Annotated in this window: 22 protein-coding genes; 8 read left to right on the top strand and 14 right to left on the bottom strand. The window is 66.8% G+C overall.

Annotated elements, in window-relative coordinates; all coding sequences use genetic code 11:
• Positions 1–30: 30 nt before the first annotated feature.
• The 3 genes from R4P47_RS04115 to R4P47_RS04105 all read right to left on the bottom strand — a co-directional run bounded on the left by R4P47_RS04115 (position 31) and on the right by R4P47_RS04105 (position 3,070).
• Positions 31–351: a WhiB family transcriptional regulator gene (locus R4P47_RS04115; RefSeq protein WP_068045970.1), complete on the bottom strand. Its 321-nt coding sequence runs from the start codon at positions 349–351 to the stop codon at positions 31–33.
• Between the two features lie 153 nt (positions 352–504).
• The gene (locus R4P47_RS04110; protein ID WP_149405484.1) at positions 505–810 is read right to left on the bottom strand and encodes a hypothetical protein; all 306 of its coding nucleotides are present in this window, start codon (positions 808–810) and stop codon (positions 505–507) included.
• A 145-nt stretch (positions 811–955) separates the two neighbouring features.
• Positions 956–3,070, bottom strand: coding sequence for an ATP-dependent DNA helicase UvrD2 (locus tag R4P47_RS04105; RefSeq protein ID WP_411567290.1), 2,115 nt, complete (start codon positions 3,068–3,070; stop codon positions 956–958).
• 116 nt (positions 3,071–3,186) lie between these two features.
• On the opposite strand from R4P47_RS04105, the gene R4P47_RS04100 reads away from it, so the two are divergent.
• Positions 3,187–3,456: a mycoredoxin gene (locus tag R4P47_RS04100; RefSeq protein WP_032398313.1), complete on the top strand. Its 270-nt coding sequence runs from the start codon at positions 3,187–3,189 to the stop codon at positions 3,454–3,456.
• Between the two features lie 7 nt (positions 3,457–3,463).
• Here R4P47_RS04100 and nudC read toward each other — a convergent pair whose 3' ends face one another.
• Together nudC and R4P47_RS04090 are read right to left on the bottom strand one after the other, a co-directional pair.
• Positions 3,464–4,366, bottom strand: coding sequence for an NAD(+) diphosphatase (gene nudC / locus R4P47_RS04095; protein WP_317784103.1), 903 nt, complete (start codon positions 4,364–4,366; stop codon positions 3,464–3,466).
• A 24-nt stretch (positions 4,367–4,390) separates the two neighbouring features.
• Positions 4,391–5,458: a potassium channel family protein gene (locus tag R4P47_RS04090; RefSeq protein ID WP_094670884.1), complete on the bottom strand. Its 1,068-nt coding sequence runs from the start codon at positions 5,456–5,458 to the stop codon at positions 4,391–4,393.
• 105 nt (positions 5,459–5,563) lie between these two features.
• Here R4P47_RS04090 and R4P47_RS04085 point away from each other — a divergent pair, with 105 nt between their 5' ends.
• Positions 5,564–5,950 carry a hypothetical protein gene (locus R4P47_RS04085; protein ID WP_094670882.1) on the top strand — a complete coding sequence of 129 codons (387 nt, stop codon included), beginning with the start codon at positions 5,564–5,566 and terminating at the stop codon, positions 5,948–5,950.
• Here the strand turns inward: R4P47_RS04085 and R4P47_RS04080 are convergent.
• The 4 genes from R4P47_RS04080 to R4P47_RS04065 form a co-directional block, all read right to left on the bottom strand.
• Positions 5,913–9,329 (bottom strand): ATP-dependent helicase, encoded by a 3,417-nt coding sequence (locus R4P47_RS04080; protein WP_317784102.1) that lies wholly within the window; start codon positions 9,327–9,329, stop codon positions 5,913–5,915. The genes R4P47_RS04085 and R4P47_RS04080 overlap by 38 nt on opposite strands.
• Complete coding sequence (locus R4P47_RS04075; RefSeq protein WP_317784101.1) at positions 9,326–12,643, bottom strand: ATP-dependent DNA helicase; 3,318 nt, start codon at positions 12,641–12,643, stop codon at positions 9,326–9,328. The genes R4P47_RS04080 and R4P47_RS04075 overlap by 4 nt, the downstream gene beginning before the upstream one ends.
• 63 nt (positions 12,644–12,706) lie before the next feature.
• Positions 12,707–13,351, bottom strand: a complete 645-nt coding sequence (locus R4P47_RS04070) for a response regulator (RefSeq protein WP_094670856.1) — start codon at positions 13,349–13,351, stop codon at positions 12,707–12,709.
• The gene (locus R4P47_RS04065) at positions 13,348–14,469 is read right to left on the bottom strand and encodes a histidine kinase (RefSeq protein ID WP_317784100.1); all 1,122 of its coding nucleotides are present in this window, start codon (positions 14,467–14,469) and stop codon (positions 13,348–13,350) included. Before R4P47_RS04065 ends, R4P47_RS04070 begins: the two co-directional genes overlap by 4 nt.
• 136 nt (positions 14,470–14,605) lie before the next feature.
• Between R4P47_RS04065 and R4P47_RS04060 the strand changes: the two genes are divergently transcribed.
• The 6 genes from R4P47_RS04060 to R4P47_RS04035 are packed head-to-tail and all read left to right on the top strand — an operon-like array spanning position 14,606 to position 19,490.
• On the top strand, positions 14,606–15,331 hold the full coding sequence (locus R4P47_RS04060; RefSeq protein ID WP_317532327.1) for an ABC transporter ATP-binding protein: 726 nt from the start codon (positions 14,606–14,608) through the stop codon (positions 15,329–15,331).
• Positions 15,332–15,333: 2 nt separating this feature from the next.
• Positions 15,334–16,110 carry an ABC transporter permease gene (locus R4P47_RS04055; protein ID WP_317532326.1) on the top strand — a complete coding sequence of 259 codons (777 nt, stop codon included), beginning with the start codon at positions 15,334–15,336 and terminating at the stop codon, positions 16,108–16,110.
• A 14-nt stretch (positions 16,111–16,124) separates the two neighbouring features.
• Positions 16,125–16,910, top strand: a complete 786-nt coding sequence (locus tag R4P47_RS04050; protein ID WP_317532325.1) for an alpha/beta hydrolase — start codon at positions 16,125–16,127, stop codon at positions 16,908–16,910.
• Complete coding sequence (locus tag R4P47_RS04045; RefSeq protein WP_068046009.1) at positions 16,911–17,252, top strand: MGMT family protein; 342 nt, start codon at positions 16,911–16,913, stop codon at positions 17,250–17,252.
• Complete coding sequence (locus tag R4P47_RS04040) at positions 17,249–17,695, top strand: PaaI family thioesterase (RefSeq protein ID WP_317532324.1); 447 nt, start codon at positions 17,249–17,251, stop codon at positions 17,693–17,695. The genes R4P47_RS04045 and R4P47_RS04040 overlap by 4 nt, the downstream gene beginning before the upstream one ends.
• A 13-nt stretch (positions 17,696–17,708) precedes the next feature.
• Positions 17,709–19,490, top strand: coding sequence for an NTP transferase domain-containing protein (locus R4P47_RS04035; RefSeq protein WP_317532323.1), 1,782 nt, complete (start codon positions 17,709–17,711; stop codon positions 19,488–19,490).
• Here the strand turns inward: R4P47_RS04035 and R4P47_RS04030 are convergent.
• From R4P47_RS04030 to R4P47_RS04010, 5 genes are all read right to left on the bottom strand, one after another.
• Positions 19,444–20,172 (bottom strand): sirohydrochlorin chelatase, encoded by a 729-nt coding sequence (locus R4P47_RS04030; protein WP_149405474.1) that lies wholly within the window; start codon positions 20,170–20,172, stop codon positions 19,444–19,446. The genes R4P47_RS04035 and R4P47_RS04030 overlap by 47 nt on opposite strands.
• Positions 20,172–21,353 (bottom strand): uroporphyrinogen-III synthase, encoded by a 1,182-nt coding sequence (locus tag R4P47_RS04025; protein WP_255183303.1) that lies wholly within the window; start codon positions 21,351–21,353, stop codon positions 20,172–20,174. Before R4P47_RS04025 ends, R4P47_RS04030 begins: the two co-directional genes overlap by 1 nt.
• Positions 21,354–21,373: 20 nt before the next feature.
• Positions 21,374–21,766: a nitrite reductase small subunit NirD gene (gene nirD, locus R4P47_RS04020; protein WP_094642301.1), complete on the bottom strand. Its 393-nt coding sequence runs from the start codon at positions 21,764–21,766 to the stop codon at positions 21,374–21,376.
• Positions 21,767–21,887: 121 nt separating this feature from the next.
• Entirely contained in the window at positions 21,888–24,383 is a 2,496-nt protein-coding gene (gene nirB, locus R4P47_RS04015; protein ID WP_317532322.1) for a nitrite reductase large subunit NirB, read from the bottom strand.
• A gap of 61 nt (positions 24,384–24,444) precedes the next feature.
• A complete protein-coding gene (locus R4P47_RS04010; protein WP_094642478.1) occupies positions 24,445–25,836 on the bottom strand; it encodes a nitrate/nitrite transporter in 1,392 nt (463 codons plus the stop codon).
• Positions 25,837–25,868: the final 32 nt, after the last annotated feature.

The raw sequence follows: 25,868 nt of genomic DNA, 5'->3' as shown, positions 1-25,868 counted from the left end.
ACCGGTCTCGGGCGTCACCGGTCTCGGGCGTCATGCTGCGTTCTTGCGTGGCCGTCCCCGGGGACGCTTGCGGGCGATGACGACACCCTGCTCGAGGATCTCGCCGCCCCAGACGCCCCACGGCTCGGCGCGGTCGAGGGCCGCGCTCAGGCAGGTACGGCGGATGGGGCATTGGGCGCACAGCGCCTTTGCCTGCTCGAGTTCGGCAGGGGTGTCGGCGAACCACATGTCGGGGTTCGCCGCTCGGCAGGGCACCGACAAGGCCAGTTCGACCGATTCGGTCGAATACTGTGCAGCGTAGGCACTTTCGGACTCTGGTCGGCATGTCGTCCGGATCGTGGCGGTTGACACGTCGGTCTCCTCTACTTTTCGTGCGGCGTCGTTATCGGTTCGAGGGGTGATGCGAACCAGTCGGCCTCACGCTCGGATAGAGGAACTACCTGAACGAGAAAGGCCACGGTCCGCGAGTGCGGGTCCGTGGCCTGGTGGGGCTTGTCGAAGCGTCTACCGACAGTGAAGTCGGTGTCTGCTGTCGAGCACGGACGCACGTGGTGCGCGGTGACGTCGGGCTGCCTGAGCAACGGCTTTCGCTCCTGGTGCCAGGGCGACCTGGGCGGAATTCGACACCGAGGCCGCGTATGCGGACTCCTGGATGGGGCCGAAAGCAGAGGAACGAATCCACGTCTGCGCAACAGAGCCTGCGGCTGCGGCATGAGTGCCGAGGGGGGCAACTCCGAAAGGTGCCGTGCCGAGGACAGGGCTGAACGCGACGGTTGCGTGGGCAACGGCGGCGTGCAATGTGTTGATCATTTTCTTCAGCTCCTGTTCTGGTCTCGTCGGCGGATTGGACAGTGCGCGGTCTCCCGCGGCACGTGAAACAGACTAAGCCCCCCGCCGATATCTGCACAAGTTATTTTCTACCTGCGGTTTTGCGGAAATTTTCGGAACCTCCGCGTCACGTGTCCGAGGCTCGCACCACGGTGAGAACTTCTTCGCCGAACCGCTCCAGCTTCTTGGCCCCGATTCCCGGAATCGCGACCAACCCACGCTCGTCCTGCGGTTGCTGCTCCGCGATGGCCGTCAGCGTGTTGTCACTGAACACCACGTACGCGGGCACCTTCAGTTCGCGGGACTTGTCCAATCGCCACGACTTCAGCGCGTCGAGCAGGGCGATGTCGACGTTCGACGGACAACTGTCGCACCGACCCAGCATGGTCGCGGACGTGCCGATCAACGGCTTTCCGCACAACCGACACTTGGGCCCGGACTTCTTGGCAGCAGGCGCGGCGATACGCGAGGCGGGTGAGTCCTCGGGGATCAGACCGTTGAGGAACCTCGACCGCCGCCGCGATTTGCGTCCACCCTCGTTGCGGGCGAGCGCCCAGGACAGATGCAGGTGGACACGGGCGCGGGTGACACCGACGTAGAGCAGCCTGCGTTCCTCCTCGACGGCCGCCTCGTTGTTGGCACTCGGGTCGTTTCCGATCGCGTGCGAGATCGGCAGAGTGCCGTCGGCGAGACCGACGATGAACACCGCGTCCCACTCGAGCCCCTTCGCCGCATGCAGCGACGCAAGGGTCACGCCCTGGACCGTCGGTGGGTGCCGCGCCTCGGCGCGCGCGGCGAGCTCCCCCAACAACTTCTCGAGGGTCAGTTCCGGATCGTGCACCAGAAGTTCTTCGGTGAGCTGCACCAGACCGCCGAGAGATGCCCACTTCTCGCGGGCCTGTGCACCGGTCGGCTCGGTTGCCGTCAGGCCGAGCGGGGCCAACACCGCTCGCACCAGAGCCGGCAGTCCCTCGCCCGCCTGTGCGCCGTCGGGCAGATCGTCACGACCGCCTGCCTGCCGCAACGCGTTGACTCCCTGCCGCACCTCGGGCCTGGTGAAGTACCCCTCGCCGCCACGTACCTGGTATGGGATCTTCAGCTCGGTCAACGCCTGCTCGTGTGCCTCCGACTGTGCGTTGATGCGGTACAGAATCGCGATCTCGGCCGGCTCGACGCCCTTCGAGATCAATCGCTTGACCGCACGCGCCACACCGTCGGCTTCCGCAGGCTCGTCGTCGTACTCGAAGAACTCCGGCTCGGGTCCCGGCTGACGCTGACCGATCAACTGCAGTCGGGTGCCGGCGATGCGACCGCGAGCGGCACCGATCACGCGATTGGCCAGTGACACCACCTCGGGCGTGGAACGGTAGTCGCGCTCGAGCCGAACCACGGTGGCCTCGGGGTACTTCCGTGAGAAGTCGAGGAGATACCGCGGAGATGCCCCGGTGAAGGAATAGATGGTCTGGTTCGCGTCGCCGACGACGGTGAGATCGTCACGCTCGCCCACCCAGGCGTCGAGCACCCGTTGCTGCAACGGAGTCACGTCCTGGTACTCGTCGACGACGAAGCAGCGGTAGCGCTCACGGAACTCGTCGGCCACCGACGAATGTTCCTCCAGCGCAGCGGCCGTGTGCAGCAGGAGGTCGTCGAAGTCGAGCAACATGCCGTCACCTCCGCGCGACTTGAGCTCCTCGTAACCTGCGTACACGGCGGCGACCTTGGTCGCGTCCATCGGAACGTCACGGCGATTGCTCGCCGCGATGCGCGGATAGTCCTCGGGTGCGATCAGCGATCCCTTGGCCCATTCGATCTCCCCCGCGAGATCTCGAATGGCGTCCGTCGACGTCGACACCCCGGCGCGGTTCGCCGCCTGCGAGACGACGGTGAACTTGCGGTCGAGCAGCTGCCAGCCGGTGTCGCCGACCACCTGAGGCCAGAAGTACTTGAGCTGGCGCATGGCCGCGGCGTGAAACGTACGAGCCTGCACCGGAGGACCGTCTCCCCCGACGCCGAGCTCGCGCAGACGGCCACGCATCTCGCCGGCCGCGCGCGCGGTGAACGTGACCGCCAGCACCTGTCCCGAGGACACATGCCCGGCAGAGACGAGGTGGGCGATGCGTCGGGTGATCGTACGTGTCTTTCCCGTGCCCGCACCCGCCAGAACGCAGACCGGGCCACGGGGAGCCAGTACCGCCGCGGATTGCTCCGGATCGAGTCCGGCGGTCATCGCGTCGTCAGCCATGAGGACCATTGTGTCAGTGCGTACCGACAGTTCCACCCGGGGCCGAACCGGGTGGCCGACGGCCGATGCAGGTGTCGGCCGGAACAATCGCGCCTGCGCTCCTGTTGACTGTTCACGTGACCACTACCGAGAACACCCCGCAGACCCCGGCCGCGCTGACCGTCTACTCCACCACGTGGTGCGGTTACTGCCGCAGGCTCAAGACCCAGCTCGACCAGGCCGGAATCGAGTACGCCGAGATCGACATCGAGCAGAACCCGGAGTCGGCCGACTTCGTCGGCAGCGTCAACAACGGCAACCATGTGGTGCCGACCGTGCTCTTCGCCGACGGCTCGACGGCCACGAACCCCACTCTGGCCGAGGTCAAGCGCGCGCTGTCGCTCTGATCGGACGTCAGGCCGTCGCCGCCCACGCCTCGAGCATTCCCCGTGCGATGGAGATCGAGCCCGGCAGAAGCAACCGGGAGGTCGAATCCGATCCCCAGTCGCCCAGCTCGAGCGCGGCGAGAACTTCCGCCCGATCGAACCAGTGGGCCTCGGCGATCTCGCCGTCCTGAAAGTGCAGCGGTTGCTCCGGGTCGGCGACGGCGGAGAACCCGATCATCACCGAACGTGGAAACGGCCACGGCTGGCTGCCCAGATACTCGATACCGGAGACGTCGAGGCCCACTTCTTCTCTGATCTCCCGTGTGACACAGGTTTCCAGCGACTCACCGGCCTCGACGAAGCCCGCGAGCACCGAGAAACGACGCTCGGGCCACGCGGGCGCCCGCGCCAGCAACACTCGGTCGCCGCCGTCGTGAACGAGACAGATCACCGCCGGATCGGTACGCGGGAATTCCTCGTGACCGGTGGACGTGCTCGTTCGCGACCAGCCTGCGCTCGACGGAACGGACGGCGCGCCGTCGAGTGAGCTGAATTGCGCGCTCGCATGCCAATTGAGGATCGCCAGGGCTCCGGTCACCGTCGACAACGCGGCGCTGTCGAGTCGATCGCCGTCGGTGCGCAGGTCGCCGACCGTGCCCGCCACGACCTCCACCCGTCGGGCCCACAGATGCCGATCGCCGTGAATTCCGAGGAACACCGCATCGGCCGTCGGCTCGCTAGCGAGATCCGCGGCAGAGCCGAACACCAGGCCGTTCTCGTCAATCGGGAATCGGCCTCTGCCGTCCACGTTCAGGATGCGAGCAGTCGGCCAACCCGCTGCCAACGCTGCGGTGTCTCGGCGCAGTTCTTCTGCCCTGTTCAGCGGCGATCGGGACAGTCGAGGGGGGTGAGCGAGTTGGAATTTCGGCACGCGCACGACCCTACTTGGCCGTGACTAGTCGCCGACGCGACGGATGTAGAGCAGTCGGTCGGAGGCCTCGACCGCATCGACTTCCGGAGTACCGACTCGGAACAGTTTGCCGCCCCGCACCACCCCGAGAACGATGTCGGTCAGGTGCCGCGGAGACCCGCCCACCTCGTCACGCTCGACTTCGCGCTCGGCGATTGCGAAGCCTGCCTCCGGCGTCAACAGATCCTCGATCATCTCCACGACGGACGGAGTCGACGTGGCGATACCGAGCAGACGTCCCGCGGTCTCGGACGAGACGACAACCGAATCGGCACCGGACTGACGCAGCAGGTGCGTGTTCTCGGCTTCCCTGATGGCTGCGACGATCTTGGCTTTGGGAGCGATCTCTCGGGCGGTCAGAGTCACCAGCACTGCGGTGTCGTCTCGATTGGTCGCCACGATGATCGCCGACGCGTGCTGGGCACCGGTGAGTCTGAGCACGTCGGACTTGGTCGCCGAACCGTGGACCGTGACCAAGCCCATGGCCGATGCGGTGTCGAGCACCATCTGATCGGTGTCGACGACCACGATGTCGGACGCCGACACGCCGTCTCCGAGCATCGCGTCGACTGCGGTACGGCCCTTGGTGCCGAAACCGATGACCACGGTGTGATTGCGCACGCTGCGTCTCCATCGCTGAATTTTGAATGCCTGCCGGGACCGCTCGGTGAGAACCGACAGCGTGGTACCGACCAACAGAATGAGGAATAGGACCCGGAGGGGTGTGATGACCAGGATGTTGACCAGTCGAGCCGACGGGCTCATCGGTGCGATATCGCCGTATCCCGTCGTCGACAGCGACACGGTTGCGTAGTAGAAGGCGTCCAGAAAGGACAATTCGCCGTTCTGGTTGTCGCTGTACCCGTCGCGATCGAGATAGACGACGAACGCCGCCAAGAACAGGATGCCCAGCGCCATCAGAACTCGCTTGTAGATGGCGCGCCACGGACTCGATTCCAGTTCGGGTACCCGGAGCACTCCCACGAGGGCGAAGTCGGGCTTGTCGGTCAGCGCGCCGCTGTCACCCAAGCGCGCTCGCAACCTACCTGCCACGTCGCCCGCCGAGGTACTCACCGATGTCGAGATCATTCACGGCACGCAGCGTAACCCCATGCCAGGCTTCCGTGCCGACGACGCTTGGTGTGGCACGGTATGGGCATGACACAGAGATCGAGTCAGGCAGCCGCACTGCGCCTCGCGGGACTGCTCGCCGGAGCCGGAGTTCTGCACTTCGCCACGCCGAAGTTCTTCGATGCCCAGGTACCGACGGCCTTGCCCGGCTCGGCGCGGACCTACACGCAGGTCTCGGGTGTGGCCGAACTCGCCGTGGCCGCAACGCTGGCCGCACCACGGACTCGTCGACTGGGCGGTGCACTCGCGGCCGCGCTGTTCGTCGTGGTCTTCCCCGCCAACATCAACCTCGCGTGGAAGTACGTGCAGAGCCCGAAGACCTCACCTGCTCTCAAAGCAGCGATGATCGCCCGGCTGCCGCTGCAGATTCCGCTGGTCACCGAGGCTCTGAAGGCTCGTCGGAACGCACCGTAGGCTCTGGCTGCTCGGGCCCGGCCCGGCCTTCCAGAAGCTGGGCCAATTCCGTTGCGTCCGGCAGGTTCTCGGGCGAAATGGTGTGACCGCTGCGCACGTAGTGGAACGCTGCGCGCACTCGGTCGAGCGGTACCGGTTCGGCGCGCCCGATGGACATCAGCTCGGCCCACGCCAGCCGGTAGGCCGCGAGCTGCATCGCTACCGCCCGCTGTTCCGACGCCGTCGGCTCTGCGCCCGTCTTCCAGTCGACGACGGTCCAGCCGCCGTCCGCGTCCGCGAACACGGCGTCGATGCGTCCTCGCAGTACCGTTCCCGCCACGGAGGTCTCGAACGGCACCTCCACTTCGACGGGGCTGCGGAGCGACCAGTCCGATTCGAGAAACGCCTGCTGGAGGGTTTCGAGGTCGACGTCGGCCGAGGCTCCGGTGTCGGCCGAGCCCGGCAGTTCGTCGAGATCGAGCAATCGGGTCGCGCCGAAACGGCGCTCGATCCAGGCGTGAAACGCGGTTCCTCTGCGCGCCAACGGGTTCGGCGGAAACGGCAGCGGCCTGCGCAGGCGTGAGGCCAACGCATCGGGGTCCGCCGCGAGGTCGACCAGCTGCGTCACCGACAGGTTGCCGGGAAGAGCCACGTCCACTCCCGCGACCGATCGTGCGGCCCGCTCGGCCAGCAGAGTGTCGACGTCCGCGGCCCAGTTCTCGGGGTCCTCCCGGGTTCGATCCTGGATGCCGTCACGCTCTTCGCTCGGTGTGGCCGAGATATCCGCCAGCGCGCGCAGCACTTCCTGCGCACCGCTCTCGATCGCTCCGCGCCTGGAGCCGAGTGGATCGCGTGGCCAGGACGCGGTGTGCGGCACGGCCCCGAGCGGGTTGGACGCCCCATCCTCCGGGGCGGGTGCCCACTGCTCGATCACCGCGGTGTCGGCGAATTGCTCGATGTGCGTGTGCAACTCGGCGAGAAACTCCGACGGCCCACGCGACTTCGTGGCGGTCTCGTCCCAGTGATGCGCGGATACGAGCAGCACCCGTTCGGTTCGGGTGAGTGCCACGTAGAACAGTCGGCGATCCTCGGCGAGTCGACGCCTCGCCAGCGCATCCTTGTGACTCTTGACGGCGTCCTCTAGGTCCTTGCGATTGTGGAGTCGGTCGAGTTCGAGGACCGGAACGCCTTCCGAGCCCTCGCCGTCGAGTGCACGGTCACCGCGTAACGACGGCGGCAACTCGGCCATCGCCCCGAGCCAGGTCGAGGATGCGTTCGAGGACGGGAACACGCCCTTCGCCACGTGCGGGACAGCCACCACCTCCCATTCGAGGCCTTTCGCGGAATGGACGGTGAGCACCTGCACACGATGAGGGGCGACGTCGACCTCACCGGGGGCGAGGCCGTCCTCGACCGTCTCCGCAGCGGCCAGGAACGACAGGAATCCGGTGACCGTGGCAGTCGGGTTGTCGGCGTAATCGGCTACCACATGGGCGAATTCGTCGAGATGTTCACGACCGACCGCGCCGTCGGTGCTGATCGGTGTGCGGGCCTGAGCTTCGACGCCGATCCCCATGATCCGTTCTATGTCGCCGACCAATTCCGCCAGCGGCTGACCGATTCGGTCGCGCAGCAGGTGCAGTTCACCTGCCAGGGCGACGATCCGACGATGCCCCACCTCCGAGTACCGCTCGGCCGGACCGGGATCGGCAATCGCGTCGGCCAGACCGGCCTGCTCCGACTGCTCGCCGGGTAGGGCGCTACCGAGGGCAGCATCGAGTGCCTCCGGGTCGTCGACGCGACCTGCGGTGCCGTAGCCGCCGCGGATCTCGAGTTCTCGGGCGCGCTGCGAGAGTGCCCGCAGATCCGTCGGTCCGATCTGCCACCGAGAGCCGGTGAGGATGCGCATCGCCGAGCTACCGGCAGTGGGGTCGGCTACCAACCGCAGCATCGCGATGATGTCGGCCACCTCGGGAACGTGCAGCAATCCACCGAGCCCCACGACCTCCACCGGCAACCCGCGGCTGCGCAGCATCTCCGCGATCGGCTCGGCGTCGGCGTTGCGGCGCACCAGAACCGCGGCGGTGGGCGGCGTGCGATCCTGTTCGAGGGCAGCGCGGTACTCCCCCGCGATCCGGTCGGCGATCCACTCTCGTTCGCCCACAACGGTATCGGTGACGGCCAGTCGGACATCACCGGGAACCGCACCCGGGCGGGCCCGCAGGGTCGGCACCGGCACCCCGACGCGGCGCAGTGGGTCGGTGATCAGGTTGGCCAGCGTCAAGGCCTCGGGCGGATTTCGCCAGCTGGTGAGCAGCTCGAGCCGGGGTGCCGGGCTTCCGTCGGCCTTGGGGAAATCGGTGGCGAACCGAGGCAGATTTGCTGCCGATGCGCCGCGCCACCCGTAGATCGACTGCATCGGGTCACCGACGGCGGTCAGGGCCAACTGCGCATCGCTGCCGGAACCGAACAGCGACGACAGCAGAACGCGTTGGGCATGCCCGGTGTCCTGGTACTCGTCGAGCAACACGAGCCGGAATCTCTGCCGTTCGGCGATTCCCACCTCGGCATGCTCGGCGGCGACCCGAGCCGCCATCGACATCTGCGAGCCGAAATCCAGTGCGCCCTCGCGCCGCAGCGTCTGCGCCAGCCGTTCCACCAACGGCAGCAACCCGATTCGTTGATGTTGCGCGTCGAGGATGTTCAGCAACTCCTTTGTGGGGCCACCACGTTGTCGCGGTCCCGGCCCGAGAGTGTGCACCAGCTTCTCCAACTCGACGTGTGCATGGCGCAGATCCTCGGGATCGACCAGATGCTCGGCCAGCTGACCGGAGAGTGCGAGTACGGCCTCGGTCACCGACGTGGGATTGCGGTCGGTGTCCAGGTCGCCGTCCCAGGTGCTGACGACACGGTGGGCCAGCTGCCACAGTTCGGTCTCCGAGAGCAGAGTCGCGGACGGTTCGATCGGCAGCAGCAAGCCGTGCTCGGTGAGCAGTCGGCCCGCGTAGGAGTGGTAGGTGCTCACTTCCGGCTCGGCACCGAGGATTCTCTCGCGCAGTGCCAGGCTGGGGTCGAGTGCGCGCACCAGATCGGATCCGGCCAGCCGAGCCAGCCGAGCTCTGATTCGAGAGGTCAACTGCTGTGCTGCTTTTCGAGTGAAGGTCAGTCCCAGAACCTGGTCGGGGTCGACGAAACCGTTGGCCACCATCCACACCACGCGGGCCGCCATGGTCTCGGTCTTGCCCGCACCTGCCCCCGCGACGACGAGCGTCGGGCCGGGCGGCGCTGCGATCACCGCGGCTTGTTCGTCGGTCGGTGGATGCTTCTGCCCGAGCGCCCGGGCGAGCTCGACCGGCGACACCCGTACCGAACCGGTCCGTGTCTTCGTCGATGTCGTCACTGCTCGGTCACCTGCCTTCCCGTCTCGTGTGCAGGGCAACTGGACTTGACCGGGCAGTGCCTGCAGCCGTCGTTGATCCGCGCCTCGAACGTGGGTCCCTGCGTCGCCGATGCGGCCTGATGCACGGTGTCTCGCCACTCCTCGAGTTTCTCCGGCGTCGGCACTTGCTGGACACGCTGCGTTGCCCCGTCCTTGTTGTGGGGCTTGGCCACGAACACCAGCCGCGCTCCGCCGGGCTCGCCCGCAGGCTCGCCCTCGATGGCACCGGCTGCCGCGGCGACCTGGTAGGTGGCCAGCTGATGATGACCCTGGGCATCCTCCTTGGACATCACGGTCTTGGCCGTCTTGACGTCGATGATCACCGGCCGACCGTCCGGATCGTGCTCGAGTCGGTCGATGCGGCCGCGCAACGCCACCGCCGGCTCGTCCTCCGACCGAGCGTCGAGTATGCCGTCGACGCGCACTTCGACTCCGGCCTCGGTGAGCTCGCCTCGACTGCCCTGCAACCAGGTCTCGAAGGTCTCGAGCATCGCCCCGGTTCGGTCGAGTTCGTGCCGTGAGAACCACTGCGATCCGAGGTCCACTGCATCCCAAGCTGTTTCGAGCGCACGCCGGAGTTGCTCCGGCGGTATCCGGCCGGCCACCGCCTGGACGAGAGTGTGTACGAGCGTGCCGGTGACCGCATGGGTGTTGGTGCCGTCGTTGCCGCCGTGACGTTCGAGCATCCACCGCAGCGGACAGGTGGTGAGTTGTTCCACCGTCGACGGCGACAGCGGCACCGGACCGTCGCCGAGCTGCCACAGCGGCGCGTCGGTGCTCGGCCCTGCCACTCCGAACCACTCGTCGGGATGCGCGCCTCGGACACCGGCGTCGGCGAGAGTGGCCAGATGCCGGGCCGCTCGGGCACGCTTGTCCGGATCCTGTTCGGCGACAATCGGATCGCACACCACACTTCGGAGTTCGGCCACCAGCATGGGCAGCGCCAACACTCGGTGCGCGGTCTCCGGCACGGGGGTCCCGGGTGCGAGATCCGACTCGCCTCCGCCGTCGACGCCGCGTAGTTCGTCCACGAATCGCGATCGGACCAGATCCGCATCTCCGGTACTGGAATCGACGGCTGTCACGAGCAAGGTCGATCGAGCGCGACTGCACGCCACCAGAAACAGCGTGCGCTCCTCGGCCAGCAACGGTGCCGACTTCGACAGTCGCCCGTCGAGCGCCGCAGCTGCATCGACCTTCCCGGATACGAGGTCGACCAGGGTGTCGGTGCCCAGCAGGCTGCCACGTGACCGCAGCCCCGGCCACAGGCCTTCCTGCACCCCGGCGACCGCGACGAGCTCCCATTCCCGACCCGCGGCAGAATGCGCGCTCAGCAGCGTCACCGCGTCGGCCCGAACCGTGGCGCGGTGTGAGTTCAGAGTAGGAATCTCCTGCTGCGCAATGTAATCGAGGAATCCACCGATCTGAGCCCGCGGCAACCTGTCGACGTATGCTGCCGCCGCGTCGAACAGCGCCACCACCGCATCCAGGTCGCGGTCGGCCTGGGCACCGGCCGAGCCACCCCAGGCGGACGCGGTGGACCAACGCCGCTCGAGCCCCGATGCCTGCCACGCCGCCCACAGCACGTCCTCGACACCGCGGCCGGTGCGGGCGAGCGCCCGTGCCTTCCGAACGACACCGAGGGCTCGACGCAACGGGGCGGACTCCACATCCGAGAGTCCGCCGATCCACCCGGCGCTCCCCCGAGCGTCGTCGGTGAGTACGACTCTGAGCAGCTCGGCCGAGTCGCGCTCGCCGCCCGATGCGAGTTCGAGCCTGCGCACGCCCCGGCGCAATCGCCGCAGACCCACCGGATCGGCCCCGCCGATCGGCCCGGAGAGCAGCGCGAGTGCATCTTCACCGTCGAAGCTCGGGTCGGAGATCGCACGCAGCACCAGCAGGAGACCCACGGCCCCATGCTGGCGATGCAGCGGTAGCTCCGAGGTCGGGGTGATCATCGGCACCCCTGCGCCGTGCAGCGCCCGACGCAACGGTGCGAGGGTGCGCGGCACGGACCGCACCACGATCGCCATTTCGGACCACGGCATGCCGTCGATCAGGTGGGCACGACGCATGGCGTCGGCGATGATCGCCGCCTCCTTCGCGGGCGAGGACACGACGTGCACTCGCGCTGCAGGTTCACCGAAGCGTGCGGTGCCCACCGGTTCGGGACAGCGGTGCCGACCGAGCCCGGGCAACCGTCCGGCGATGATGTCGGTCAGCTCTGCGACCTCGGGCACGGACCGGTGATTGCGAGTGAGCATCACGCGACGCGGCGAATCCACCTCGACCAGGTCGGCCACGAAAGAGTGGTCGGCACCGCGAAAGGTGAACACGGCTTGATCGGGATCCCCGGCGACGACGGTGGATTCGGTGTCGGTTCCGATCAGCCGAACCAGCTGTGCCGCTTGCGGATCGAGGTGCTGCGCGTCGTCGACGACGAGGTGCCGGATACGGGCGCGTTCGCTGCGCAGCAATTCGGGATCGGTGGCGAACGCCATGAGCGCTGCACCGATCAGCTCGGCGGCGTCCAGACCCGGTGCCGTGGCTCCGGCCGCTTCCACTCCGACGGCACCGCGCAACAACATGGCCTGCTCGTATCCGGCAGCGAACCTCCCGACGGCAACCCACTCGGGTCGGCCGTGTTTGCGACCCAGTTTGACGAGGTCTTCCGGTCCGATCCCGCGTTCGGCGGACCTGAGCATCATGTCTCGCACCGCAGTCACGAATCCCGCGGTGCCCAGTGCCGGACGCAGCCGCTCCGGCCAGTCTCGAGCTCCGTCCTCGAGATCGCCGCGCAGCATCTCGCGCACCACGGCGTCCTGCTCGGCACCGGTCAGCAATCGCGGCGGCGGATTGCCGTACAGCGAGGCCTGCAGCCGCAGCACCGCGAAGGCGTAGGAGTGCACCGTGCGCACCAACGGTTCACGGGTCGCCCGCAGTGCGTGATCGCCGCTGAAGAGACCAGAGGTGATGACCTCGCGGACGGCGGTTGCCGCCCGTTTGGACTGGGTGAGCACCAGCACCGACTCCGGATCACCGGTGACGATGCGCGAGACGGCGTAATCGGCCACGAGCGATGTCTTACCCGTGCCGGGACCACCCAGGATCTGCCACGGATTCCATCGCGGTGCACCTGTCGCGGCCTCTGCTGCCGAGTCGGGTGTCGAGGACAGCAGCCGCGCTGCCGAGCCGGTCCACTCACGTGCCGGGCGAGCCACCTTGGGCGCACGGACGAGTGTGACCGTCGCGCCGTGTCTGCCGTCCGAGCTCATGACACAGATGCAATCACGAGCCACCGACACATCGGCTGCCGCCCGGACCGATCGCCGGCCCGATCAGTCGAGCAGGCCGTCCCGCAGCGCACGCAGAACTGCGCTCGTTCTGTCGTTCGCACCGAGTTTGAGAATGGCCGACGACATGTGGTTCTTGACGGTTCCCTCGGCCAGATGCAGTGCGTCGGCTATCGATCTGTTGGTGTATCCGCTTGCGACGAGCCGTAGGACGTCGATCTCGCGGGCGGTGAGTGTGTCGGCGACTCCGACGTCGCTCGGGCCGTGTTTCCCTGCCCGAAGAGCGTCCAGCAGTCTTTCGGTGATGGCGGGTTGTGCCAAGGTGCGCCCGGCCGCGAGTTCACGTACGGCACCGCCGAGCCGCTCGAAGGTCACGTCCTTGAGCAGGTATCCCTTCGCGCCCGCACGCAGCGCCCCGAGCACCAACTCGTCGTCGTCGAACGTCGTCAGAACCAAGACCGGAACCCGAATTCCTCTGTCCTGCAAAGCCCGTAGCGTCCACAGTCCGTCGAACCGTGGCATGCGCAGGTCGAGCAACACCACATCGGGAGGATCGAGTTCGATCGACGCGACCGCAGCGGCACCGTCGTCCGCCTCATCGGTCACCTCGATGTCGGGGGCCAGGTCGAGCAGGCTGCGGATACCCTGCCGAACCAGAGTGTGGTCGTCGACGATCAAGACCCTGATCACGGTGCGGGCACCGTCGCATGGACCGCGAACCCGCGATCGACCGAGAACGTGACCGTGCCGCCCAGTCCTTCGATGCGCTCTCGGATTCCTTGCAGCCCGTGCCCCGGCTCGAAATCGGCCGTCGCCCGGCCGTCGTCGCGCACCGAGACCGACAGCGCACCGGTCGAATCCGCGCGTACCTCGATCCACATCTCGTCGGCATTCGCATGACGAATGGTGTTGGTGATCATCTCCTGCACGCAGCGGACCACAGCCACCGCGCGAGCCTCGTCGACCCTGATCTCGGGGTCGACCGTCAGATGCACAACGGGTTCGGGTAGCTGCGCAACCAGACGATCGAGCGACTCCCCCAGCACCGGAGTCCTGGCGCGCACCTCGCCGACCGTCGACCGAACGTCGCCGAGCAGGTCGCGTGCGATGGATTGCGCCCGAAGGACGTGCTCGCGCGCAGGCTCGGAGACCCTGTGAGACGCCACCTCGAGTTCGAGGCTCAGTGCGGTGAGCTGATGACCGAGCACGTCGTGCAACTCTCGTGCGATGCGCAATCGCTCGTCGGCACGGGAGGAATCGTCCAACAACGCACTGGCAGTTCGTAGTTCGGCGTGCGCGACCGCCAGTTCCCGACGCAGCCGAGCCTGTCGCAGCTGTGCGGTCACCGACAACGCACTGGCCACCTGCAGCGCCCCGTAGATCGACGTGATCAGCGCGATCTCCGAGATCCGTCCACCCCGGATCGCAACCGACACCCCCACGCAGCAGGTGTAGACCGCAACGATGACCGCCACCGAGAGACCGGTCACCCGATACACGGCGAACGTCGAGGTGAACACCAGCAGGATGGGCAACCAGCTTGCCGTCGGGGCGGTCAGCACCAGAATCGGTGCCAGTACCACCTGTGCGCCGAAGCACGCGCGCACGAGACGATCCGGCAACCGGTCTTCCCACCACATGCCTGCGGTCTGCACGAGCAGAAAGACCACGAACAGCGCAGCCCAGACCCAGCGGGGAACCGCGAGACCGTCGGCGATCGACCGATCGAAGACGACGAGAGCGCCCATCGCGACCGCGAGCGCAGACACGAACGCACCGGCCAGAACGTCGGGTCCGAGGCGTCTCATTCTGTCGACTTTATCGCCCATTTCGTCCGCACACCCCTGCCGAAAGTCACGATCACCATCGGTGACCATCGGCACCTGTGCGCAGGCCACGGCCGATCTAGCGTCGAGATCGAGACCATCGAGAAGGGAGCATCGGATGGCAGCGATCGACGTTCGAGACATCACCCAGCGGTATCGGGGACGGACCGCCGTGGCAGGCGTGCGCCTCACGGTCGCCGAAGGCGAGACGCACGGCCTGCTCGGGCGCAACGGTGCCGGCAAGACGACCCTGGTCGAAACCGTTGCAGGCCTTCGCAGGCCGAGCTCCGGTGCCGTACGAGTTCTGGGACTCGACCCCTTCACCGACCGCGATCGAGTGCGCTCCGTGCTGGGAGTACAGCTGCAGTCCAACGACCTGCACACCGCGCTCACCGTTGCCGAACTGGTCGATCTGTTCGCCTCCTTCCACCGTCGACCTGCCGATGGAGACGCTCTCGTCCGTGCCGTCGGCCTGCACGAGCACCGCCGGGTGCGCTACGAACGGTTGTCGGGAGGCCAGCAACAACGGTTGTCGGTCGTCCTCGCGCTGATCGGTTCCCCTCGGGTGGTCCTGCTCGACGAGCTCACCACCGGACTCGACCCGGATGCACGACGCACCGTGTGGCGACTGATCGAGGACCTCCGCGCAGACGGTGTCACCATCCTGCTGATCAGCCATCACATGGACGAGGTACACCGCCTGTGCGATCGAGTCACCGTCCTCGATCGAGGCTCCGTGGTGGCCACCGGAACACCGGATTCTCTGATCGCCGACGCCGGCCTCGGGGGCGACCACCGAGCCACCCTGGAGGACGCATTCCTGACGCTGACCGAACGGAGCTAGGCATGACCGCACACGAGATCGACGCTGTACCTCGTCCGGGCCTGCGCGCCACCGGCGCACTCGTCCGAGCCGAAATGCGCATGGTCACCCGGGACACGGCAGGTCTGATCGTTCCCATCGCCCTCCCGGTTCTCGTACTGGTGATGAACGGCTCGGGTACTTCGGCGGAGATCGTCGGGCCCGGCACGATCACCGCATTCGATCGGTTCGTACTGCCGCTTGCCCTGACCATGATCATCGCCGTCGTCGGAATCGTGAACATGCCGAGCTTTCTTGCGCTCTATCGCAAGTCCGGCGTACTGAAGCGACTGTCGACGACACCGATCCGACCGACGCAGGTGCTGGCTGCGCAGGTGATCACCAGCGTCGTCCAAGCGACACTCGGAATCGGCATCGCTCTGTCCACGGCCGCGCTGCTCTTCGGAATCACGCCCCCACACAACCCGATCCTGGTTGCGACCGTTCTGGTGCTCGGTGCCGCGGCGATGTACTCGCTGGGGATCGTCGTGGCTGCCGTCGCACCCACAGCGAACTCGGCCGTCGCGATCGGCCTGACCCTGTTCCTCGTTCTCGGTGCAGTCGGCGGGCTGTTCGGACCGGTCGCGGATCTGCCCGGTCCGGTTGCGGCCATCGGTGAGGTACTTCCTTTCGGTGCCACCGTCAGTGCGCTGGGATCTGCCTGGGCCGGAACGCCTGTCGACATCGGCGGACCCATCGGACTCGTGGTCGCGGTGATCGCCGGAACCGCCTGCGCGATCCGGTTGTTTCGCTGGTCCTAGCGCGATACGGCATAGTGGTCGACGTGACCGAGTTGAATCTGCACACGTTCGGACCCGCAGACGGTCCCGAAATCCTCGCCGTCCACGGTGTCACCGGACACGGTGCCCGGTGGTGGGACCTCGCCGAGAACCACCTTCCGGAGGCCAGAATTCTGGCACCCGACCTCATCGGCCACGGGCATTCCCCGTCCACACCGCCCTGGGACATCGACGCGCAGGTCACTGCGCTCAAAGCCGTGCTCGACGCCCATGCGCGTGGACCGGTCGTGGTCCTCGGCCACTCGTACGGCGGCGCGTTGGCCGTGCATCTCGCGCAGAGGTTTCCCGAGGCTGTGCGGGCGCTGATTCTGCTCGATCCCGCGATCGCTCTGCCGCCGGAGGAGCTTCTCGAGGTGGCCGAGGCGACCGCGAAATCCCCCGACTACACCGACGTCGACGAGGCGCGCTCGGAGAAGATCCACGGGGCGTGGGCGGACGTGCCCACCGAATTGCTCGACCGTGAGGTCGCCGATCACCTCATCCCCGCCGACGACGGAAAAGTCGCGTGGCGAATGTCGATTCCGGCGATCGTCGCAACGTGGGGAGAGCTCGCACGTCCGATCGTGGTTCCCACCGAGAGTGTCCCGACGATCGTGGTGCGGGCCATGCGCGTCGAACCCCCCTATGTCACAGAGGAATTCCTCTCGGCGCTGCGAGACAAGCTCGGTGACAACCTACGAACGGTCGAACTGGACTGCGATCACATGGTCGGCCAGGCCAAACCGGTCGAGGTCGCCGAGCTGGTGCGATCCCTGCTGTAGATGGCCCCGATCACCGAAGCCCAGGTCGAGAGAGTTCGCGCGTTGGTCGCGTCGATCCCCCCTGGATTCGTGGCCACCTACGGAGACATCGCGGCCGCCGCCGACCTGTCGAGTCCTCGCATCGTCGGATGGATCATGCGCACCGATTCCGCCGACCTGCCCTGGCATCGAGTCCTCGGCGCGAGTGGAAGGCCCGCCCCGCACCTGGCCTCGAGACAGCTCGAGACTCTGCGCAGCGAAGGCGTCCCGAACCACGACGGGCGCGTGCCATTGAGCTCGATTCGATTCGACTTCGGGGCGCTCCCACCGCCACCGCCGCCGACCACTAATCTCGGAGAATGAACATCAGGGACGCACTCGAGCAGTTCGATCCACGCCCCACGGCGAAGTTCGCGCTGTCGAAGGCGAGCAGCTTCGTGGCCTGCGCCGGTCTCGTCGTCGACGAGGCCTCGGGCACCAGGGTGGCCGGGCACATCGAGTTGACGGACGAGCACTTCACGCCCTGGGGGGTCGTCCACGGCGGCGTCTACACCACTGCCGTCGAGAGCGCAGCGAGCATCGGTGCCAGCGAGGCGGTCAAGGATCGCGGCGAATTCGCAGTCGGCGTACACAACGGCACCGACTTTCTCCGCGCCAGCAAGGGCGGCCGCGTCGACGTTGTCGCAGAACCGTTGCAGCAGGGCCGTGTTCAACAACTGTGGCTGGTCACGATCACCGCCTCCGACAGCGGAAAAGTCATAGCACGCGGGCAGGTTCGCCTGCAGAACGTGCCGCTGCCGACATGACGGAGCTCGCAACGTGACGCAACCGGTCTGCGACGCGATCGTCCTCGCCGGCGGTCGAGGGTCGAGGATGGCAGATCCCGAGAACCCCGCTGCGCCGCACGAGGTCGACAAACCTGCCATGACCGTCGGCGGGCGCCGTATGGTCGACATCGCCGTGGACGCGGTAACGAGTTGTCGCACAACGATTCTGGTGGGTCCGACCCGTACCGGAGTGCCCGATCACGTGGTGCAGACTCGCGAGTCCCCCGTGGGCGGCGGCCCGGTCGCTGCACTCGCCGCGGGCCTGCGATCACTCGACGACTGTGCGGAAGGCACCGCAGATCTGGTGGTGGTCATCGCGTCGGATCTGCCCTTTCTCGACGCCGCGACGGTCGAGTCGCTGATCGGTGCCGTATCGCGCTCGCACACCGACGCCGTCTTCGCCCGCGACAGTGCCGGTCGTACGCAATTCCTGCTGGGAGTGTGGCGGCACGCCGCGTTGCGTTCCGCGCTGGCACAGCTGGATTCGGTGGAGGGCGCGCCGATGCGCACGATCCTTCCTGCCGATCATCTGGTGATCGCGGTGTCCGGTGTCGACGACTGCGACACCCCCGCCGATCTTCTCGCCGCCCGTCTGGCCGCACAACAGCCGGAGACGCTCGAGGTGAGCGACGCACTCGAACGCGTTCGGAGCCGACTCCCCGCGTTGCCGATCCGTCGAATTTCCCTGCAGGACAGTGCCGGAACCGTGCTCGCGGAACCCCTCATCTCCCGAACCGCGCTGCCGGCAGTAGACATCTCCGCGATGGACGGCTACGCCGTGTGCGGCACCGATCCGTGGACCCTCCGGTCCGACATCGCGTACGCCGGTACCTCCGACATCGCCCCACTCATCGAAGGAACGGCCGTGCGCATCGCGACGGGCGCAGCGCTTCCGCGCGGAGCGACATCGGTGGTGCGCGACGAGCACATCACCCGCGAGTCCGACGGTTCGGCTCGACGCATGCCGACGGCACCGCAGTCCGACGACACGCGTCGACGCGGCGAGGACTGGCTGCCCGGTACCGAACTGGTCGCAGCCGGCACCCCGATCGATGCGGCCGTACGATCGCTCGCTGCCAGTGCAGAGGTGTTCGAGGTGGCGGTGCGCGGTCCGGTACGCGGACGAGTAATCATCAGCGGCAACGAGATTCGATCCACCGGGCCACTCGCCCCTGGCGAGACCAGGGACGTGCTCGGGTCGGTGTTGCCGGAGTACCTGGCGCACTGCGGCATCACCGTCGTCGACGTGACGCTGCTCGAGGATTCTGCGACGGGGTTTCGAGACGTGCTGACCCGCACTCGGGACGTGGACGTGATCATCGTCGTCGGGGCAACCGGAGGCGGGGCAGCCGATCAGCTCCGCGCGACCCTCGCCGGCATCGATGCCGAGACCGTCGTCGGGCGAATGCGCATGCGTCCCGGCGGTTCTCAGATCACCGCGGCATTGCCCGACGGCACAGTGGTACTCGGCCTACCGGGTAATCCGCTGGCGGCCGTCGGTACCGCGATGCTCGCCGCGCCCGCCATCGTCGATGCCCTGACCGGGAGAACGGTGCGCCCATCGCGGATCGGCCTGTTGTCCAATGCTGCCGAGGTTCGATCCTCGACGCCTCGCATCGTCCCGGTCACCGCGGACGGCACACGGTGGCGGGCAGATACCCGAGTCCGCACGGCGCACCTGGCGCACCTCGTCGGCCGCGACGCACTGGCTGTGATCCCGGCCGAGGTCAGCGCCGACGAGCCGGTGACAATTCTTCCGTTGCCGCACCACTAGTTTCACCGAGAGATCGAACACCCTCGCGGTAACGCGCGACCACGAGATCGACGATCGCGGCATGCACTCCGAGCGGCTCACCGACGCCGTCGGCTCCGGCGTCGGCCAGACGGTTGTGAAAGAGGCCGCGCGCCAACAGATACGACGCCACGAACACCCGAGTGTGCCCGGTTTCTCGCAGAGTCGACACCGCGTCGGACACGGTGGGGGTACTGGTGGCGACGTAGCCGATACGTACCGGGACTCGGGCGACATCGGCCAACATCGCCGCCGCGCGCCGGTGTTCTTCCAACGCACGAGCATCGGACGATCCTGCGGCAGCGAGCACGATCGGATCACCCGAGCGCCACCCGGCGTCACGGAGTCGATCGACCATGACTTCCGCCAGTACCGGATCGGGTCCGAGAGCGCGGGTGACGGCGACGGACGTGTGAGCGCTGTCGGCGATCTCTCGCGGCACATCGGTGTGCACGTGGTAGCCCGACGCGAGGAAGGCGGGAACCACGACAGCCGAGCCGGCAGTGTCGCGCAGCACCTCGGCCGGTGACGGCCCGAGTACGTCGACGAATGCCACGCGCGTGGTACCGATCTGCGTCGACACGGCATCGGCGAGTGCGGCGACCATCTCGACACCACGGGGGTTTCGGGTGCCGTGTGCGACCAGAACAAGAGTCGGTGTCATCAGTACTTTCCCCCTTCTACGACGGCCACTCGATCAGCCGGTTCTTCGGAATCGCAGTCCGTCTCGGTCTCGATGTGATCGAGTGCGATGCGATAGCCACGCTTGACCACGGTCTGGATAGCTTTCGGCGCGCCCAGCGAGGACCTGAGTCTGGTCATCGCCGTCTCCACCGCGTGGGTGTCGCCCCCTCCGCCGGGCAGCGACGCCAACAGGTCCTCGCGGGAGACGACGCGTCCTGGATTGCGCGCCAATGTCTTCATCAACGCCATGCCTGCTGGGGACACCGGTCGAACTTCACCGTCGACCACCACGCACTTACCGCGGACACTGACCACGTGTCCGCCCGCATGCAGCCGACCGGTGCGCCTCGGTAGTTCTTCGGCGATGTGCCGCGCGAGTGCCCCCAGACGCGCCCGTGTCGGCTGTGTGGTGGCCACGTTCAGCTGTTCGAGGGGCGCGGCCGTCACCGGCCCGACGCACACCGGCAGCACCCTCGATCGCATCGACTGCAGCAAGGGTTCGAGCACGCCGTTCTCATCGGCGCGCATCAGCATCGATGCCACCGCCGGCGCCGAGGTGAAGCTGAGGGCATCGAGATCACCGACGATGACGGCTTCGATCATGCGGTCCATCGGGCTCTGGTCGTCGGGCGCTGTCCAGCGATACACCGGCACCGGCACCACCTCGGCTCCCGCGCAGCGCAACACCTCGCAGAAATCGGGGACCGGCTCCCATTCGGTGGTCGCGCCGTGCAGCTGCACGGCAATGCGTTTGCCCTCCACCCCTTCGGCCAACAGATGTTCGAGTACCTCCGCCGAGGACTCCGAGGCGGGCGACCACTCCTCGCGTAGATCGGCCGCTCGAATGGCTCCTTTCGCCTTCGGACCGCGAGCGAGCAGCCGGGACGCACCGAGTGCGCGCCCCAGTTCTTCTGCCTGCCCCCACCCGTCCGCCGCCTCGACCCAGCCACGAAACCCGATTCCTGTTGTGGCTACAGTTATTTCGGGTGGATCCGCGATGACGGCGGCAGTGACGCGTTCGAGCTCGGCGTCGTCGGCCAGCGGGATGATGCGAATAGCGGGGGCATGCATCACGGTGGCCCCGCGCCGCTCGAGCAGAGTCGCGAACTCCTCGGCTCGACGCGAAGCGGTGATCCCGACGGTGAACCCGACCAGAGGCATTGCAGCCCCTGCAATTTCGCTCACGTAGATCCGCCGCGGACGAGCACGACGCCCTCGACGCAGGAGACCTCGAACGATCCAAGGGTGACCTGCGGGTCATCGAGGCAGCGCCCGTCGGCCAGCGAGAAAACCTGCTTGAGCAGCGGCGATGCGACGGTGGGTTCGCCCCCTCGGTCTCCCACCAGTCCGCGTGACATCACTGCTGCACGCCCGTACGGATCGATGTTGCCCACCGCGAACAGTCGTCCGTCGTCGAGCAGAAACAGCGCCGCCTGGGTGCCGCCTCGCAGGAGCACCGCTACCCCGCGCCCCGGAATCAGCGCGTCGAGCGTGCAGGCCGGGGTCCAATCACGAGCGATGTCGTTCGGTACCGCTGATGGTGACTTCACTGCTGACGAATCGATGACAGTCATGGCGTACCTCCTGATCAGCTATTCCACGTTGCTTGTGTTTCTTGGCCGTTAAGTCGCGATTACTCGTCTGTGCACATGCACTCAGTCTCGTGACCTGCCGGTTGTCAGCTCCCGTATCGGCTCACGCGCCCACACGTGGCATTCCCATCAGCACGGGCACCTTGCGCGCGCCGGACTCGTCGAACGCGATCGTGGGGTCGGACTCGTCCGGAGCATTGACGAAGGAGACGAACCGACCGAGCTTCTCGTCGTCTTCGAGCACGCCGGCCCACTCGTCCTTGTATCCGGCGACGTGGCGTTCCATGTCGGATTCGAGCTCGGCACCGATCCCGAGACTGTCCTCGCACACGACGGCTCTGAGGTGGTCGAGTCCCCCGTCGAGCGATTCGAGCCACGGCGCCGTGCGCTGCAGCCGGTCGGCTGTACGCACGTAGAACATGAGGTAACGGTCGATGTAGCTGACCAGGGTGGCATCGTCGAGATTGGACGCGAGCAACTGCGCGTGCTTGGGCGACTGACCTCCGTTACCGCCTACGTAGAGGTTCCAACCACCCTCGGTCGCGATGATCCCGACGTCCTTGCCGCGGGCCTCGGCGCATTCGCGAGCGCAGCCCGAGACGCCGAACTTGATCTTGTGCGGCGACCGCAGACCTCGATAGCGGTTCTCCAGATCGACGGCCATCCCCACCGAATCCTGGACGCCGTAACGGCACCAACTCGATCCGACGCAGCTCTTGACCGTCCGTAGCGACTTCCCGTACGCCTGACCCGACTCCATCCCGGCGTCGACGAGGCGCTTCCAGATCGCCGGCAACTGCTCGACGCGGGCACCGAACATGTCGATGCGCTGCCCTCCGGTCACCTTCGTGTAGAGCCCGAAATCGCGAGCGACCTCGCCGATGACGATGAGCTGTTCCGCAGTGCACTCGCCGCCGGGCATACGCGGCACAACCGAGTAGGTGCCGTTCTTCTGGATGTTGGCCAGAAAGTGATCGTTGGTGTCCTGCAACGACGCCTGCTCGCCGTCGAGAATGTGATCGGAGGACGTAGACGCGAGAATCGACGCGACGACAGGCTTGCAGATGTCGCAGCCGGTTCCCGAGCCGTACTTGGCGATCAGCGACGAGAAGGTGCGGGTGTTCGTGGCCCGAACGATCTCGTACAGCTCGGCCCTGGACTGAGCGAAGTGCTCGCACAACGACTTCGAGAGGACCACACCGGACGCGGCGAGCAACGACTTGATCGAGGGCAGGCATCCGCCACAGGTGGTACCCGCGGTGGTGCAGCTCTTCACGGCCGCCAGGTCGCAGGCTCCGTCGGCTATCGCCGAGCAGATGGCACCCTTGCTCACACCGTTGCACGAGCAGATCTCGGCGTCGTCGGGCAGTGCACCGATGCCGACCTGCTCGGCGGCAGGTGAGATCAGAGCGCCCGGATCGCCGGGCAACTCGCGACCGACCAGTGGCCGCAACAGCGAGTACGCGGAGGCGTCGCCGACGAGGATGCCGCCGAGCAGCGTCTTCGCGTCGTCGGTGACGACCAGCTTGGCGTACGTGCCTTTGGGGGCATCGCTGAACACCACTTCGAGTGCGCCCGGCGTTGCCGCCATCGCGTCGCCGAAGCTCGCGACGTCGACGCCCATCAGCTTGAGCTTGGTGGACATGTCGGCACCCGGGAATTGCGCTGCGCCGCCGAGCAATCGGTCGGCCACGACCTCCGCCGTCGAATACCCGGGAGCGACCAGTCCGTAGCACCGACCCTCGACCGCAGCACATTCGCCGATCGCGTAGACGGCAGGGTCGGAGGTACTGCAGCCGATGTCGACCATGATGCCGCCGCGCTCACCCACCTCGAGGCCACTCTCGCGTGCCAGCCGATCCTGGGGACGCACACCGGCGGAGAACACCAGCAGCGCGGCGTCGATGGTGCTGCCGTCGCTCAGTTCGACCGTCAGACCGGCGCTGTCGTTCTCGGAGATCGACGACGTGCCCACTCCCGCATGGACGTTCAACCCGAGTTCGGTGACCAGGCGCGCCAACAGCGCGCCGCCACCCTCGTCCACCTGCAGCGGCATCAATCGTGGAGCGAACTCGATGACGTGCGGGGTCATGCCCATCTTCTTCAGCGCATTCGCCGCTTCGAGACCGAGGAGGCCACCGCCGACCACCACACCGACGGCACCCGGGCCTGCGGCGTCGGCGCGGGCACGGATCTTGTCCAGGTCGTCGAGGGTTCGGTAGACGAAGCACGCGGGCAGGTCGTGTCCGGTGATCGGCGGCACGAACGGGTAGGAGCCGGTGGCGAGGACGAGAGCGTCGTACTCGACCGTGTCCCCCGCCGAGGTCACGACGGTGCGGTGGTCGCGGTCGATGCGATCGGCACGTACTCCGGTGCGCATCTCGACGAGGGTGTCACCGGGATAGTCGTTGCCCGCCAGAGCGAGTTCCTTGTGGTCCCAGGCACCGACGTAGGACGACAGTCCCACCCTGTCGTACGCCGCCAGTGCTTCCTCGCACAGCACAGTGACCTTCCACTCGGCCGCCTCGTCGCGCGCACGCAACGCTTCGACGAATCGGTGTCCGACCATCCCGTGACCTACCACTACCGCGTTCTTCATTGCGGGTCCTTCCGATCTACGTTGCCGTGCAGTGTGTTTCGTTCTTGGCGGTGATGGATCCTCAGACTGCTACCGGCGCGTCGGCGTCGGCGGAGTTGGTCTTGCGCAGGTAGATCGCCCAGGTGACGATCGCGCAGACGATGTAGAAGGCGAGGAACACCCAGAACGCGGTGGTCGCGGATTTCGCGGTGCCCGAATACGACGCCCGCAGCACCAGGTTGATTCCCACGCCGCCGAGAGCGCCGATCGCGCCGGCGATTCCGATGAGGGCACCGGACATCTTGCGCGACCAGTGCTGCTGCTCGTCGACGGTCATGCCCTGAAGCTGAGCGGATTTCGCAGCGAAGATGGCGGGGATCATCTTGTACACCGATCCGTTGCCGAGGCCCGAGAGCAGGAACAGTGCGATGAATCCGACGACGAAGAGCACCATCACGGTGCCGCTGGCCGCGCCGGGAGTCGAATCGTCCCAGGTACTGGCCGCAACCAGAATCCCGGTGGCAAACGTCATGGCCACGAACGTGTACAGGGTGATCTTGCCGCCACCGATCTTGTCGGCGAGCTTGCCGCCGAACGGACGCGACAGCGATCCCAGCAACGGTCCGATGAACGCGATCTGAGCGGCCTGCAGCGATGCCTGCGCCTGTTGAGCGGGAGTCGCCGGTGCTCCGTCGGTGAGACCGGCGAGGAAGTTGATCTGCAGGACCTGCCCGAACGCGAAGCTGAAGCCGATGAACGACCCGAACGTGCCGATGTACAGGAAGGCGATCCACCACGAGTCCGAGAACTTCAGCACGTCGATCATGGAGCGTCCGTTGGTCTTCTGGTTGTCCAGGTTGTCCATGTACAGCGCGGCACCGACGGCGGCAAGCGCGATGAAGACGAGATAGACGGCGCACACGATCTCGGGGGCGGTGTTGCCGATGGTGGCGATGACCAACAGGCCGATGAGCTGGATGACGGGCACACCGATGTTGCCGCCGCCCGCATTCAAGCCGAGCGCCCACCCCTTCTCGCGTTGCGGATAGAACGCGTTGATGTTCGTCATCGAGGATGCGAAGTTACCGCCGCCGAGTCCGGCGAACGCCGCAACGATGATGTAGGTGGTGTACGACGCCGGGTTGAGCATGAAGTACATGGTCAGCACGGTGGGGATCAGGAGCACCAGAGCACTGAAGATGGTCCAGTTACGGCCACCGAACTTCGCCGTGGCGAAGGTGTACGGAATGCGCAGGATCGCGCCGACGAGCGTGGGCACGGCCACCAGGAAGAACTTGCCCGCCGCGTCGATGCCGTAGACCGACAACGGCATGAACAGCACCATCACCGACCAGATCGACCAGATCGAGAATCCGACGTGCTCGGCGATGACCGACCAGATCAGATTGCGCTTGGCGATCTGCTTGCCGCCGGCCTCCCAGGCCTCGACGTCCTCGGAATTCCAGTGCGCGATGTGATGGTTGACGGAGACGGGAACTGTTCCGG

Origin of the sequence: Rhodococcus sp. IEGM 1370 (genome assembly GCF_033142325.1) — a bacterium.
In the GTDB taxonomy this organism is placed as follows: Bacteria; Actinomycetota; Actinomycetes; order Mycobacteriales; family Mycobacteriaceae; genus Rhodococcoides.
The sequence above is the reverse complement of the archived record's forward strand: the minus strand, read 5'-3'. Positions and strand labels throughout refer to the sequence as shown.